At 72.6% G+C, this 14,060-nt stretch carries 14 protein-coding genes; 7 read left to right on the forward strand and 7 right to left on the reverse strand.

The genetic code is table 11. From position 1 onward, the window contains the following. Positions 1-5: 5 nt before the first annotated feature. Positions 6-962: an ArsR/SmtB family transcription factor gene (locus CHC09_RS25370; RefSeq protein ID WP_089295693.1), complete on the reverse strand. Its 957-nt coding sequence runs from the start codon at positions 960-962 to the stop codon at positions 6-8. A 65-nt stretch (positions 963-1,027) separates the two neighbouring features. On the opposite strand from CHC09_RS25370, the gene CHC09_RS25375 reads away from it, so the two are divergent. Beyond that, positions 1,028-2,008 carry an aldo/keto reductase gene (locus CHC09_RS25375; RefSeq protein WP_089295694.1) on the forward strand — a complete coding sequence of 327 codons (981 nt, stop codon included), beginning with the start codon at positions 1,028-1,030 and terminating at the stop codon, positions 2,006-2,008. On the opposite strand, the gene CHC09_RS25380 is transcribed toward CHC09_RS25375, so the two are convergent. The 3 genes from CHC09_RS25380 to CHC09_RS25390 form a co-directional block, all read right to left on the reverse strand. Then, on the reverse strand, positions 1,925-2,557 hold the full coding sequence (locus CHC09_RS25380) for an NUDIX domain-containing protein (protein ID WP_089295695.1): 633 nt from the start codon (positions 2,555-2,557) through the stop codon (positions 1,925-1,927). The genes CHC09_RS25375 and CHC09_RS25380 overlap by 84 nt on opposite strands. Positions 2,558-2,682: 125 nt before the next feature. Next, positions 2,683-3,342 (reverse strand): response regulator, encoded by a 660-nt coding sequence (locus tag CHC09_RS25385; RefSeq protein ID WP_089295696.1) that lies wholly within the window; start codon positions 3,340-3,342, stop codon positions 2,683-2,685. Beyond that, positions 3,315-4,604, reverse strand: coding sequence for a sensor histidine kinase (locus CHC09_RS25390; protein ID WP_203833205.1), 1,290 nt, complete (start codon positions 4,602-4,604; stop codon positions 3,315-3,317). Before CHC09_RS25390 ends, CHC09_RS25385 begins: the two co-directional genes overlap by 28 nt. A gap of 133 nt (positions 4,605-4,737) precedes the next feature. Between CHC09_RS25390 and CHC09_RS25395 the strand changes: the two genes are divergently transcribed. From CHC09_RS25395 to CHC09_RS25410, 4 genes are all read left to right on the forward strand, one after another. Further along, positions 4,738-5,475, forward strand: a complete 738-nt coding sequence (locus tag CHC09_RS25395) for an ABC transporter ATP-binding protein (RefSeq protein ID WP_089295697.1) — start codon at positions 4,738-4,740, stop codon at positions 5,473-5,475. Then, a complete protein-coding gene (locus tag CHC09_RS25400) occupies positions 5,469-7,925 on the forward strand; it encodes an ABC transporter permease (protein WP_089295698.1) in 2,457 nt (818 codons plus the stop codon). Before CHC09_RS25395 ends, CHC09_RS25400 begins: the two co-directional genes overlap by 7 nt. A gap of 4 nt (positions 7,926-7,929) precedes the next feature. After that, complete coding sequence (locus CHC09_RS25405; protein ID WP_203833204.1) at positions 7,930-9,153, forward strand: MFS transporter; 1,224 nt, start codon at positions 7,930-7,932, stop codon at positions 9,151-9,153. Between the two features lie 219 nt (positions 9,154-9,372). Further along, a complete protein-coding gene (locus tag CHC09_RS25410; protein ID WP_203833203.1) occupies positions 9,373-9,942 on the forward strand; it encodes a hypothetical protein in 570 nt (189 codons plus the stop codon). A gap of 13 nt (positions 9,943-9,955) precedes the next feature. Here CHC09_RS25410 and CHC09_RS46580 read toward each other — a convergent pair whose 3' ends face one another. Continuing rightward, a complete protein-coding gene (locus tag CHC09_RS46580; protein WP_179277278.1) occupies positions 9,956-10,120 on the reverse strand; it encodes a hypothetical protein in 165 nt (54 codons plus the stop codon). A gap of 694 nt (positions 10,121-10,814) precedes the next feature. Here CHC09_RS46580 and CHC09_RS25415 point away from each other — a divergent pair. Next, positions 10,815-11,699, forward strand: coding sequence for a sulfite exporter TauE/SafE family protein (locus tag CHC09_RS25415; RefSeq protein ID WP_089295699.1), 885 nt, complete (start codon positions 10,815-10,817; stop codon positions 11,697-11,699). A 370-nt stretch (positions 11,700-12,069) separates the two neighbouring features. Further along, on the forward strand, positions 12,070-12,645 hold the full coding sequence (locus CHC09_RS25420; RefSeq protein ID WP_089295700.1) for a dihydrofolate reductase family protein: 576 nt from the start codon (positions 12,070-12,072) through the stop codon (positions 12,643-12,645). Here the strand turns inward: CHC09_RS25420 and CHC09_RS25425 are convergent. Further along, positions 12,627-13,337 (reverse strand): helix-turn-helix domain-containing protein, encoded by a 711-nt coding sequence (locus CHC09_RS25425; RefSeq protein WP_089295701.1) that lies wholly within the window; start codon positions 13,335-13,337, stop codon positions 12,627-12,629. The genes CHC09_RS25420 and CHC09_RS25425 overlap by 19 nt on opposite strands. Before the next feature lie 23 nt (positions 13,338-13,360). Further along, positions 13,361-14,029: a DUF3307 domain-containing protein gene (locus tag CHC09_RS25430; protein ID WP_089295702.1), complete on the reverse strand. Its 669-nt coding sequence runs from the start codon at positions 14,027-14,029 to the stop codon at positions 13,361-13,363. Positions 14,030-14,060 lie beyond the last annotated feature (31 nt).

The following is a 14,060-nucleotide window of genomic DNA, read 5'->3' on the forward strand; positions in this document are numbered from 1 at the left end:
CGTCCTCAGCCGGTTAGCTGGTCGCCCAGGTGGGTGCGCTGGTAGAGCAGCCGGCGGCCGGAGCGTTCGGCGGCGACCAGGCCGGTGTCGCGCAGCGTGGTCAGGTGGTGGGACGCGGTGGCCGCGGCCAGGCCGAGCCGGTCGGCGATGTCGCCCGTGCTGGCCGGGGCGGCGAGCAGCGTGAGCACGGCCGCCCGGGTCGGGCCGAGCAGCGCCGACAGCGCGGCGTCCGGCTCCCGCTCGGCGTCCCAGATGTTGCCGTATCCCCGGGGCGCGTACCAGAGCGAGCGCCCCGTCGGCGAGCCGGTCAGGGCGTACACCTGAGGCCCGGCGAAGCCGGTCGGCAGCAGCGTCAGATCCTGCCCCTCGCCGGGCCACTCGTCTGTCTTGTCGGGATATTTCAACAGCAGCGCCGAGCCGTCCCAGTCCAGCCGTGGATGCAGCCCGTCGAGCAGTGCCCGCGGGCTGCGCTCGGCGGCGGCCCGCACCCGGGCGGCGATCTCCGCGTCCGCCACCGCCCGCAGCCGCGGCCACAGCGGCACGATCGCCACCTGGTGATACGCCCGGATCTCCGTGATCAGCGCGGCCAGGGCACCCCGCGGGTCCGTGACGAACCGCTCGACCTCCGCCGGCGCCACCGCACCCCAGCCGGCGCGGACCTGCTCCGCGACCCGGTCCGCGGGCGTCGCGGCGAGCACGGCCAGTTCGTCGGCCAGGCGCGGCCGGGCAACGGACGGCACCGGCGTGAGGAAGTCCGGCGCATACCCGCGCGGTCCGAACAGCACCGCCCGCAACGTCGGCCAGCCGCCGAGAGCCGTCGAGACCCGGGCCCTCCAGCCCGGCCGGATCCACGGCGCCGGCCCCGCACGCAGCGCGAACACGCTCGCCACCAGCTCCGCCATCGGCGAATGCGCGAACCGCAACCCGGCCAGGTCGGCGGCCCCGAACTCCCACGCGATCACGCGACCATTCGACCACGGTCGAACGACTGCGGGCCGGCGCCCTCCCCCGCCTACCGTCCCCGCCCATGGAATACACCCGTCTCGGCCGGACCGGCCTGACCGTCAGCCGCCTCTGCCTCGGCACCATGAACTTCGGCTGGCAGATCGGCGAGCAGGAGGCCCACGCGGTCCTCGACCACGCCTTCGACCAGGGCCTCAACTTCGTCGACACCGCGAACATGTACGGCCGCGAGGACGGTGACGGCCTCAGCGAGCGGATCATCGGCGGCTGGCTGGAGAAGTCCGGCAACCGCGACCGGACCGTCCTGGCGACGAAGGTCTACGCGCCGATGTCCGACGACCCGAACGACCGCGGCCTCTGCGCCCGCAACCTCATCGCCTCGTGCGAGGCGTCGCTGCGCCGGCTGCGCACCGACCGGATCGACCTGTTCCAGATGCACCACATCGACCGGGCGACGCCGTGGGAGGAGATCTGGCAGGCGATGGAGACCCTGACCGCCCAAGGCAAGATCCAGTACGTCGGATCGTCCAACTTCGCCGGTTGGCACCTGGCCCGCGCCCAAGCCGTCGCCGACCGCCGCCACTTCCTCGGCGTCGTCTCCGAACAGTGCAAATACAACCTGCTCACCCGGCACGCCGAGCTCGAGGTGCTGCCCGCGGCGGCCGCGCTGGGCATCGGCGTCCTGCCCTACTCGCCGCTGCACTTCGGTGCCCTCTCCGGGGCCCTGCGCAAACAGCGCGACGGTACGCCCGGCCGCACCGTCCTGCACGCCCCGGACCGCGTCGAGCCGCACCGCGCGGCCCTGCGGCGATTCGAGGAGCTCTGCGACGAAGCGGGCCGGGAGCCGACCACGGTGGCGATCGGCTGGCTGCTGTCGCGGCCCGAGGTCACCGCCCCGGTACTGGGCCCGCGCACCCCCGCACAGCTGGACCTGCCCCTGAGCGCGCTGGCGGACCCGCTGTCACCCGAGGTCCTGGCGAGGCTCGACGAGATCTTCCCGCCGATCGGCAACGGCGGGCCCGCCCCGGAGGCGTGGGCCTGGTGAAAGCCGCTGCAGGGCGGCCAGGAAGCGGAAGAAGTGCGGGTCGAGACGGGACGGGCCGGCGGCCAGCTCGGCCCTCGACCACCAGCGGACAGCGTGGAACTCCCCCGCGTCCGGGTTCAGGTCCTCGTCGCCGGTGCACGGGAGGACGAACCACAAGCTGACGTCGGTGTGGCGCTGGACGGTCCCGACCGTACCGGTGACGGTGAGGAGGACCGGTGTCTCGCGGAGCGTCGCGCCGTCCAGCCCCAGCTCCTCCGCCAGTTCGCGACGCGCGGTCAGGACGGGGTTCTCACCGGGCTCGACGTGGCCGCCGGGTGGCAGCCACAGGCCGGCCTTGACGTGGTCGACGAGCAGGACCCGGCCGTCGGCGGCGACCGGCACCACGTACGACACCAGATGCTGTGGCGGCTCGGCGGGCGGCACCCGGCGGAACACGTCGTCGGTGCCGGTCAGCCAGCCGAGGACGAGCGCGCGATGCTCCGCCTCCAGTCCGTCGACGGGCTCCATCCGGGACACCATGTCGTGCACGACGGCCACCGACTCGATCATCCGGCGATGATGCCACGACCGCCCCGCACAGCTGGCCCCCACACACCGACCAGCTGGGCCGCACGGTCGCGTCACCGGCCCGGCAACAGCGTGCGGACCAGCCGATACCCCGGCGGGGCGGCACGTTACGAGCGGAGGAAGGTCAGGACGGCGAGCACTCGACGGTGGGTCTCCTCGGCCGGTGGGAGCCCGAGTTTGCTCAGGATGTTCCGGATGTGCTTGGCGACCGAGGCCTCCGCGACGTTCAGGGCGGTGGCGATGGCCAGGTTCGACCGGCCTTCCGCCACGAGAGCCAGCACCTCACGCTCGCGGGCGGTCAGCGCGTCGAGAGGGTCGCGGTGCCGGCGGAGCATCTGCCGCACCACCTCGGGGTCGACGACCGTGCCGCCCTCCGCCACCCGCCGCAGAGCGTCGATGAACTCGTTGACGTGGCCGATCCGGTCCTTCAGGAGGTAGCCGACGTGCGTGCCGTCGCCGACGTTCAGCAACTCGGTGGCATACCTCGTCTCGACGTACTGGCTGAGGACGAGGATCGGCAGCCGCGGGCGCTCCCGGCGCAGCTCCAGCGCCGCTCGGAGCCCTTCGTCCTGGAAGCCGGGTGGCATCCGCACATCGGTCACCACCACGTCGGGATCGTGTTCGGCGACCGCCTGCTGAAGACCGTCGCGGTCGGACACGGCGGCGACCACCCGGTGACCGAATCGGCCCAGCAGGCCGACCAGGCCGTCGCGGAGCAGGACGCTGTCCTCGGCGAGGACTATTCGCAATCCGGAAGGGCCTGACAAGGAATCTCCACAACGAGACGGGTGGGGCCGCCGACCGGGCTGGACAGTGACAGTCTGCCACCGACCACGGAGACCCGATCGGCGAGGCCGATCAAGCCGGTGCCGGCCCCGATGTCGGCGCCGCCGCGGCCGTTGTCGGAGACTTCGATCGTCAGGTTGCCGCCGGAGTAGCCACCGGTGATCTCGCCCCGGTCGGCGCCCGCATGCTTCGCCAGGTTGGCGAGCGCCTCGGAGACCACGAAGAACGCCGCCGACTCCACCGACCGGGGAAACCGCTGAGTGACGGCGAAGCCGACATCGATCCGCACCGCGGACCGGGTGGCCAGATCGGTGACCGCCGCCTCCAGCCCGAAGTCGGTGAGCAGCGGCGGATGGATGCCCCGGATCAGCTCCCGCAGTTGCACCAGCGCCAGGCCGGCCTCGTCGTGCGCGCGCGACAACTGGTCGGCGAGCGGACCGGCCGGGGTGTCCAGCCGGGCGAGGCCTAGCATCATCGTGAGCGCCACCAGGCGCTGTTGCGCGCCGTCGTGCAGGTCCCGCTCGATCCGGCCGCGCTCGGCCTCGAAGGCGTCGACCAGGCGCACCCGGGAGCGGGCCAGCTCGACGACCTGCTGATCCAGCCAGCCTCCGGGCGGGCTCAGGATCGCCCGGGACAGCGCTCCGCGGGCCGCCGCCAGCAGGCCGATCCCGTAGGCGCAGACCACCAGGGCGACCAGGCCGGCCGCGGACGCCGTGAACGCTTGCGGCCACGAGGTCACGACATACGCCTTCAACACGTTCACCTGCTCGGCGTCGCCGAGCGTGCCGAACAGCACGGGGGTGGCGAGCAACGCCACCGGCACTGTCACGCCGAGCGTCACCGCGAACAGGTCGACCGGCCAGAGCACTAGCATCAGCAACGCCGCGAAGCCGAGCTCCTGCCAGGTGCTGGGCTCGGTGTACCGGGTGCGCAGCCAGGAGGTCAGGCCGGGACGCGGCGGGACGCGGTGCCCGTGCCGCAACGGCCGGCCGTCGATCAGCCGCAGGAACCAGCGCTCGAGCCCGGCCGCCGGAACCCCGATCAGGGCCAGGCCCGCCAGCAGCGGGATGCCCACCACCAGCACCGAGAGCAGAACACCCACGACGAACAGCGGCAGTACGGCGAGCAGCGCCAGCAGGCCGGTGACGCCGTTCGCCAGCAGGTAGACGGCTGCCCGGGGCGGCCACCAGGAGCCGAGGAAACGGGGCCGGACCAGGGCCTGCCGGAGATTCTGCGCGTACACCCGGATCACCGTAATGGCCGGCCGGGGCCGTCTCCACCCAGCTGGAGTTACCCCGAGCGGTAGTGCTGGCACTACCGGAAAGACGCCATCCCGTGGGGCTGTGATCGGCTTTGCCGCTCGACAGGGTTGACGCATGAACCGTGACGCGATTCGGCTGGATCGTGTCGTCCGGACCTTCGGGACCGGCGACACGGCGGTGACCGCCCTGCACGAGCTCTCCCTCGCCTTCGCCGCGGGCACCTTCACCGCCGTGATGGGGCCCTCCGGATCCGGCAAGTCGACGCTGCTCCAGTGCGCCGCCGGCCTCGACCGGCCGACCTCCGGCTCGGTGTTGCTCGGCGGCACCGAGCTGACCGGGCTCACCGAGAACAGGCTGACCCGGCTGCGGCGCGACCGGATCGGCTTCGTCTTCCAGGCGTTCAACCTGCTGCCCACCCTGACCGCCGAGCAGAACGTGGCGCTGCCGCTGCGGCTGGCGGGCCGCCGGCCGTCCCGGGCGGCGGTGCACGACGCGCTGGCCCGGGTCGGCCTGACGGACCGGGCCCGGCACCGCCCGAGCGAGCTGTCCGGCGGTCAGCAACAGCGGGTCGCGATCGCCCGCGCCTTGATCACCCGCCCCGACGTGCTCTTCGGCGACGAGCCGACCGGCGCGCTCGACTCGGCGACCAGCCGTGACGTGCTGCGGATGTTGCGCGGGATGGCCGACGACGAGGGGCAGACCATCGTGATGGTCACGCACGACCCGGTCGCGGCCGCGCACGCCGACCGGGTCGTGTTCCTCGCCGACGGACGCCTCGACGGCGCCCTCGACGCCCCGTCCGCTGAGGCCGTCGCCGCCCGGATGACCCGGATGGCGGCGACACCATGCTGACCGTCACGCTCAGCTGCCTGCGGGCCCGATGGTTGACCCTGGCCGGCACCTTCATCGCCCTCGCCCTCGGCGTCGCCCTGACCGCCACGACGGGACTGACGCTGGCCGCCACTCTCGACACCCCGCGGCAGCGACCCGAGCGGCTCGCCGGCGCGCCCGTCGTGGTCCGCGGCGCCGACGAGCTGCGCGTGCCGTCCCGGATCGGGGACCGCGTCCAGCCGCTGGCCCGGCCGCGTGCGGTCCCGGCCGGGGCCGCCACGGCGCTGGCACGGATCGGGCCGGTCGTCGCCGACCGGTCCTTCCCGGTGCACACCGGGACCGGCGACCTGGTCGGGCATCCCTGGTCCGTCGCCGGTTTCGGTGGCCATCGCATCGTCGCCGGTCACGAGCCGCGGTCACCGGCCGAGATCGCGGTCGCCGCCGATCCGGCCCTGCTCGGCCGGATCGTGGAGGCGCGCACGCCGGCCGGCCGGAGCAGCTACACGGTGGCCGGGGTGCTGGCACCGGTCGGCTACGAGCGTGCCGTGTTCTTCACCGACGACACGGCCGCCGCGATCGCACCGCGGATCGACAACCTGGTCGTGGGAGCCGCGCCGGAGGCCGTGCGGGCGGTCGTCGGCGCTTCACCCGAGGTCCGGGTGCTCACCGGCGACGACCGGCGGCGTGCCGACGCGGAGCCCGACCGCGCACGGGACGCCCTGGTCGCGGTGAACGCTCTGGTCGGCACCGCCGGCGGGATCGCCGTCTTCGTGTCCGGGTTCGTGGTCGCGTCCACGTTCGCGTTCGCCATCGCCCAGCGGCGCCGCGAGATCGGCCTGCTGCGCACCGCGGGCGCGACGCCACGGCAGATCCGCGCGACGGTGTTCGCGGAGGCCGCCGTGGCCGGCGTCCTGGCGTCGGCGACCGGGTGCGCGCTCGGTGCCCGTGGGGCGCCCTGGCTGGCCCGGCTGCTGGTCGACGAGGGGCTGGCTCCCGGCGGCTTCGCCATCGGCGATCAGTGGTGGCCGTACCAGGTGGCGTTCTGGACCGGCTTGGTGATCGCGCTGTCCGGGGTGACCGCCGCGACGGTCCGGGCGGGACGGATTCGCCCGGTCGAAGCGCTGCGCGAGGCCGCCGTCGACACCACGGTCATGACGCCCGGCCGATGGATCTTCGGCGCCGGGCTGCTCGCGACCGGTCTGGGCATGTCCGTCTGGCGCCTGCTGAGCGATCCCGGTGACGCGCTGCACCGCAAGACCTACACCACCCAGCCGATGCTCCTGATCACCGCGGTCGCGCTGCTCGCTCCGATCCTGGTCGGCCCGCTGACCCGCCTGATCACCTGGCTGCCGGCACAGCTGGCGGGCGCCACCGGCATGCTCGTCCGAGAGAACGCGAGCGCGGGAGTCCGGCGCGCCGCCGCCGTCGCGGCACCGGTCCTGGTGACCGTCGGGCTCGCCGGTTCCCTGCTCGGCACGACGGCGACGATCCACGAGGCCAAGGCGGCGGAGCTCCGTTCGCAGACGGCCGCGGACCTGATCGTGCGGGCCGACGGGACCGGTCTCGCGCTCGACGACAGCGGCGTGGCCGCGGTCCGGTCCGTCCCCGGCGCGCAGGTGATGACCAGTTCCGCCACGACCGTCTACACCCTCGAAGAGGGCGTCGCCCTGATCCGGGCGCAGGCCGAGGCCGTCGATCCCGGGACGCTGCCCGCCCTGCGCCGGCTGCCGGTCAGGGCGGGCAGCCTGGACGACCTCGACGACGACGGCATCGTCGTCACCGAGGAGTGGGCCGGGCACACGGTGGGCACGAGGGTCGAGGTGTGGCTCGGCGACGGAACCGCACGCTCGCTGCGCGTCGTGGCCGTGCTGGCCACCGGCACCGGCGACAACAGTGTCTACGTGACCAGGCGCAACGCCGGCGGGGCCCGGCCGGATCGCCTCGAGGTGTCGTGGCTGCCCGGTGCGGACACCCGCGCGGGAGAGGCCGCGGTCCGCGCTCTGCTGCGGCCCTCCGGAGCGCGGGTGCAGACCCGCGATCAGTGGCTGGCGGAGCGACTGCCCACCGGCGGCCGCCAGACCCGGGTGGGATTAATCGTGGTGCTGGGCATCGCGCTGGTCTACACCGCGATCGCCGTCGCGAACACGATGATGATGGCCGTGTCGGACCGGACCCGGGACCTCGCCGTGCTCCGGCTGGCCGGGGCGACGGGACGCCAGGTGCTGCGGCTGGTGGTCGCCGAAGCGCTGGCCGTCGTGGTGGTCGGCGCGGCCCTTGGCATGATCGTGACAGTATTCAATCTGCTCGCTGTCTGGGGCGCCCTGGCGAGCCTGTCGGTATGGGTGGCGATCGTCCTGCCCTGGACCGCCCTCGCCGCGACGACGGCCGCCTGCGCCGCGGTCGCGGTCGTCGCGGCGGTGGTACCCACGATCGGCACATCGAGATTGGACGGGCCCGCAGTTGCGAAGTGAGCGTATGCGCTGGCTGATCCTGGTCGTCGGCACGCTGGCGATGACCGCCGGCAGCACGTCCCAGTACGGTCTCGCCTACCTCATTCCAGCGTTCCGCGACGAGGGACTCTCCCTGGAGCAGACCGGCGTCCTGGTCGCCTCCCCCACCGTCGGCGTGATGCTCACCCTCATCGCCTGGGGCGCCGCCGCAGACCGGTGGGGCGAGCGCGTCGTGCTCACCACCGGCCTCGGGCTGGCCGGACTCGTCCTGATCGCCACCCGGTGGGTGCACGGCACGGTGGGCCTGGCCGTGTGCCTGGCGCTCTCCGGCGCGGCCGGCGCCTCGGTGCTGGCGAGCGGCCGGATGATCCTGCGATGGTTCGCGCGGCACGAGCGCGCCCTCGCGATGGGCATCAGGCAGAGCGCCGGGCCGATGGGGCTCGCGCTGGCCGCGGCCACGCTGCCCGCTCTCGCCGTCGGCGGCACCGACCGGCCGCTGCTGTTCCTCGCGGGGCTGTTCCTCGCCGCGGCGACGGCGTCGTGCGTGTTCGTCCGCGATCCGGCTCCGCAGCCGTCCACCACCGACCCGGGGCCGGCGGAGCAGGAGCCGCCCTCGACCTCGCCCTACCGCACTCCGCACCTGTGGCGGGTGCACGCGGCCAGCGCACTCCTGGTGATCCCCCAGTCCACGATCACCACGTTCGCGCTCGTCTTCCTCACCGACGCCCGTGGCTGGACCGCCCTCGACGCCGGCCATCTGCTGGCCGGCGCGCAGGTGTGCGGCGCCCTCAGCCGCCTCGGGGTGGGCTACTGGTCGGATCGCACCGGCAGCCGGCTGAAGCCCATGCGGATCATCGCGGTCTCGACCGGGGTGGGGATGCTGGTGCTGGCCGCCGCCGCGGCGGCCGGATCGAGCCTGGCGGTGCCCGTCCTGCTGTTCCTGGGGGTGTTGGCGGTGAGCAGCAACGGCCTGTCCTTCACCGCCGTCGCCGAACACGCGGGACCGGCGTGGGCCGGCCGGGCCCTCGGCATCCAGACCACCGGCCAGAACGTGCTGACAGCGGCCACACCGCCGGCCATCGCCCTGGCGATCGGAGCCGCGAGCTTCGCGCCGAGCTTCGCCGTGGTGGCCGCGTTCCCCCTGATCGCCGCGTTCCTCGTACCGGCCGCGACCGAGCGGACGGCGACCGCCGGTCAGGCCGCCCAGCAGAACCCGGCAACCACCGCGGCACCGGGCATCCGCTCGTAACCCGACCCGAACGGACCGCAACCACCAGTCAGGCCGCCCAGCAGAACCCAGCAACCACCGCGGCCCCAGGCATCCGCTCGTAACCCGAAGCGGACGGACCGCGACCGACAGTCAGGCCGCCACGGAGGATCGGGCGTCGGCGGCGGCCGGGTAATCCGTTTGCCCAGGTCGATAGTCTCGGGCCGGAACGACGTCATGTCCCGGCGGATGGAGGCGGCGATGGCACGGCAGCGGGTCGGGCGCCGGAAGGTCCAGCCACGGGCGCCCTATCAGGGGCCGGGCTGGCGACAGAAGCCGACGCTGGGAGTCGACGTGGGCGGCGTGATCGTCATGCTGGCCGATCGGGAGGAGGACACTTCCTTCTTCGGTTCCCGTCCGCTGCTGACGCCGGCGGTGACGGGCGTCTTCGAGGCGCTCGCCACGCTGACCGAGCAACCGTTCGCCGGGCGGGTGCACCTGGTGTCCAAGGCCGGCCCGAAGGTCGCCGCCAACACGCGAGCCTGGCTGGCCCATCACGAGTTCTTCGGCCGCACCGGCATTCCTTCGGACCACCTGCACTTCGTGCGGGAGCGGCGGGACAAGGCGCCGGTCTGTCAGCGCCTCGGCGTCACCCACTTCGTCGACGACCGCCTGGACGTGCTGGCCCACCTGGAGACGGTCGAGCACCGTTACCTGTTCCGCGGCGGAACAGAGGGGCCGGACAGCACAGGAGCCCTCCCGCACTGGGCGATAGAGGTCCACCAGTGGGCCGAGCTGGCGGCGCTCCTCGCCTCATCCGAGGTCGGGTAGCCCCGCCGCCGCCTCAGCTTTGCAGGGCCTCGACGACCCAGGGGTTGCTGAAGCCGATGAGGGCGATCGTGGCCAGAGTCAACACGACCAGGGCCGCGCAGACGCCGAGGAGATTGAGGGCTCGGTTCCAGTGGGATTGCGGCTCGGGCTCGTGGGCCTCGAATTCGAATTCGAACACGCGAGGGACTGTACGGGAGCTGACCGTCCAAGATCAGCCCACAGTGTCCAGCACCACTCCGGTCGATCAATTCTCATTCACGCCCATTACTGACGGTAACTTTCCTTTACATTGTGGACCGACAAGCAGTACCGATGAGAATGAGGCAACTACTCAGCGCTCACAACGCCGGGACGGCCCCTTCGACGAGTCGACGACGCGACCGACCTCTACGCGAAATTGACTCGCGTTTTAATAGCGCGATCCGACTGGCGATAAACCCCTCGGTCCATTTAGGGAAACAGCGCGCCGTTTCCATCTCCTGGGGGCTTTTGTTCCGATCGGTGGAGCAACGCCGGCCCGCGCCGGGACCCAGCGCGACCGGGCGCTGGTTTGGGGCGCGACCCCGGCTCGACCGGGCGCCGGCCCGCGCCCGGCTTCGGGTGCTGGCCCGGGCACGACCCTGGGTGCCCGCCGGACACGACTCTGGGTGCCGGCCAGACACGACCCTGGGTGCCGGCCAGACACGACCCTGGGTGCCGGCCAGACACAACCCTGGGTGCCGGCCAGACACAACCCTGGGTGCCGGCCAGACACGACCCTGGGTGCCGGCCGGGCAAGATCATGAGATCGATAGGCTCCGTTTCGACCACGAACCCATGGACGGCGGCGACCCCTCGCGGCGGCGACCGTCCCGTGTGAGAGGCGAAAGCCCATGCATCTGTTCGAAGCCGTCCAGATCCTGGCGGCGGGCGCGGCGGCCGGTGCGATCAACGCACTGGTCGGCTCCGGAACCCTCGTGACCTTCCCGGTGCTGCTCGCACTCGGCTATCCACCGATCGTCGCCAACGCCTCCAACGCGGTCGGTCTGGTGCCGGGCTCGTTCGCGGCCGCCTACGGATATCGCGCCGAAGTGGCCGCCCACCGCCGCCTGCTGCTGCCACTCGGCGCGTCGGCGCTGGCCGGCGGCATCGTGGGAGCGCTCCTGCTGCTGGTGCTGCCGGCCGCCACGTTCCGGGCCGTCGTCCCGGTACTCATCAGCGCGGCCCTGATCCTGATCGTCATCCAGCCGTGGCTGGTCCGGTCCCTGCGCCGCCGCTCCACCACCCGCCGACCCGACACGCCATACGAGACCACGCCCGAACCGACCGACCCCGGAACCCGCCGCTCCACCACCCGCCAGCCCGGCACGCCGTACGAGACCAGGCCCGAACCGACCGACCCCGGAACCCGCCGCTCCACCACTCGCCGAGCCGGCCCCGCCCTGTTCACGGCCGTATTCGCGGCGGGCGCCTACGGCGGGTACTTCGGCGCCGCGCTCGGCGTGCTGCTACTCGGCCTGCTCGGCATCCTGGTCTCGCCGAACCTGCAGCAGGTCAACGGCTTGAAGAACATTCTCGCCGGCATCGCCAACACGGTCGCGGCGCTCGTCTTCGTCGCCGCGGGAGTCGTCGCCTGGCTACCGGCTGCCCTGATCGCGATCGGCTCCGTCGCGGGCGGAATCATCGCCGCACGTTACGGCCGCCGCCTGCCCGACACCGTCCTGCGCACGGTGATCGTCGCAATCGGCCTGACGGCCGTACTCCGCATGGTCCTCTGATCTCTGCCACCGCCTCGGCTCGTCCGCAAACCACCGCGAGAACCAGCCCGACAACCCAGGTAGCGGCCGCGACAAGCCGCATGGCGTCGTGGTGGCCAAAATGCGGCTGACACCACCGGGGGTACCAGCCGGGCTCTGTGCCGCCAGTACGGGGAAGCCCGTGACCGCGGGACTGACGTCCCCACAGCCGCTCGGGGTTCGAAGTGGCCGAAGTGCTCGTGGATGACGAGGACCGGGTCGACTCCCGCCAACGCCTCGGCCTCGGGCGCCCGCGCATCCGGGATCGCTGTCGTTTTCGTCCAAGACAGCCGCCGCGGCCGGGATCTAGCGTGAACCCCGGCAACCTGCCCGAGCACGAGGAGACAGCACAATGCGCGAACTGGTCTACACCGGCTTCATGTCGCTGGACGGCGTCGTCGACTCCCCCGGCGGGCCGGTAGAGGGGCACCGCAGCGGCGGCTGGGTGTTCCAGGACCTCGACTTCGTCCCGGAGGCGTGGTCGCTGAAGGGCGAGGAGCTCACCGACACGACCGCGCTGATGTTCGGCCGGCGCAGCTACGAGGCGTTCGCCCCGGTCTGGCCCGGCTCGGCGGACCACGCCGGCTACAAGGATCTGCCCAAGTACGTGGTGTCGGCGACGCTGCCCGACAAAGCCCTCGTCGACGACTGGGGACCGACGACGATCCTGCGCTCGACCGAGGATGTCGCCGCGTTCAAGGAGGGCGAGGGCGGTGCCGTCTTCATCCACGGAAGCGCGGAGCTGGCCCGGCGACTGTCGGACGCGGGCCTGATCGACCGCTACCACCTGCTCGTCTTCCCGGTGCTGCTCGGCGCGGGAAAGAGCCTGTTCGGCCGGGCCGACCGCGACAAGTACATGCTGCGGCTGCGGGAGTCGGAGAGCTACTCGAACGGGATCCTGAAGCTGGTCTACGACGTCGAGCGCTGACCCACGTCGAGGGCGATCGCGCCGCCGCCACCGTCGCGCAGCTGCCCGACGGTGCGTCCGACGTAGGTGCGCAGCGCCCGGGCCAGGTGCGGCTCGTCGAAGTAGTCGAGCTTGGCGACGACGTCGACGGCCGGGTCACCGCCGGCCAGCAACTCCGCCGCCGTACGGGCCCGCTCGATCTGCCGGACCGCGCCTCGCGTCAGGCCGGTCGCGGCACGGAACCGGCGTTCGAGCGTGCGCCCCGACACGGCCGGGCGGTGACCCCGCAGCACCTCGGCGACGAGCGGGTCCCGAACCACGACCCCGGCCCGGACGAGACTCTCCACCAGGGCCTCGGCGTCGTCGGGCCCGGGCGTCGCCCAGCGCGCGCCGTCCAGCCGGAACGTCCGGCGTGTGGTGTCGGGGAGCTCGATGCCGCCGTCGACCAGCGCCGGCGTGGGCACCGTCCGCAACGATGTGCCCACGGCGAACTCGATGCCGGTGAAGATCGCGCCCTCCGGCACCGGCGCGGTGCCGGTCCGGGTCTCCGGACCGGTGATTCCCGCGTACGCCTGACCGGCCTGCTCCCAGAAGACCAGGCCCCACCGCGCCCCTGCGACGGACGTCATCGTGGTGACCTGCTCGCTGGTGCACGTCCACACGGCGTCGACCCACGGCGAGTCGGAACGGCGTGTCTCGAACCGCAGTCCCACGGGCGAAGGATACCGGGTGTCCCTCAGGCCGGCGGGCCGGCGATCAGCAGCGCCGACACCGCCAGCCACCCGATGTGCCACGCCTGGTCCAGCTCGAACAGCGCTGTCCCCGGCCCGCTGCTCGCCGGCCCGGACGGCCGCACCACCCGTACGTGATCGAGATAGCCGCCGCGCCCCAGCAGCCGGCCGAGCCGGATCAGCGGCGTCCGCAGGTCCGCGACGAAGTGGGTGACCGCGTTGACCGTGATGCCGGCCACCAGCCACCCCGTCTGGAACGGTAGCCGCAGCCACCAGCCCGCGGCGAGCAGGAAGACGCTGGTCGTCAGCGTCCAGGACGCCACGTGTTTCGCGCAGTGCCAGAGCGCCACCGACCGGTCGCAGCCGGCGTTGTCCAGACCTTTGCCGTGCGCCTGCCCATCGGTCTGCACCCAGTGGTCCCCGATGTAGTGCCCGGCCAGCATCACCCCGAACGCCACCGCCGCGGTGGCCGCCCTGACCAGATCCTCTTGCTGCATTCCGCGGTCCACCTTCGCCGTGAGCGCCGTGTGCCTCCAGTGCAGCATCACCAGCGCCGCGGAAAGGGTGAACGTGTCCGCGCACACGCCGTCACGTCCGTCACGCTTCGTCCCGGCGCGCCCGCGCAGCAGCAGGAACACGGCGGTCAGCAGTACCAGGGGGTCAGCTGCGGCCACGGCAGCACCCACGTCGAACGGGTGATCACTT

Source organism: Actinoplanes regularis (genome assembly GCF_900188005.1).
Taxonomy (GTDB): Bacteria; Actinomycetota; Actinomycetes; order Mycobacteriales; family Micromonosporaceae; genus Actinoplanes; species Actinoplanes regularis.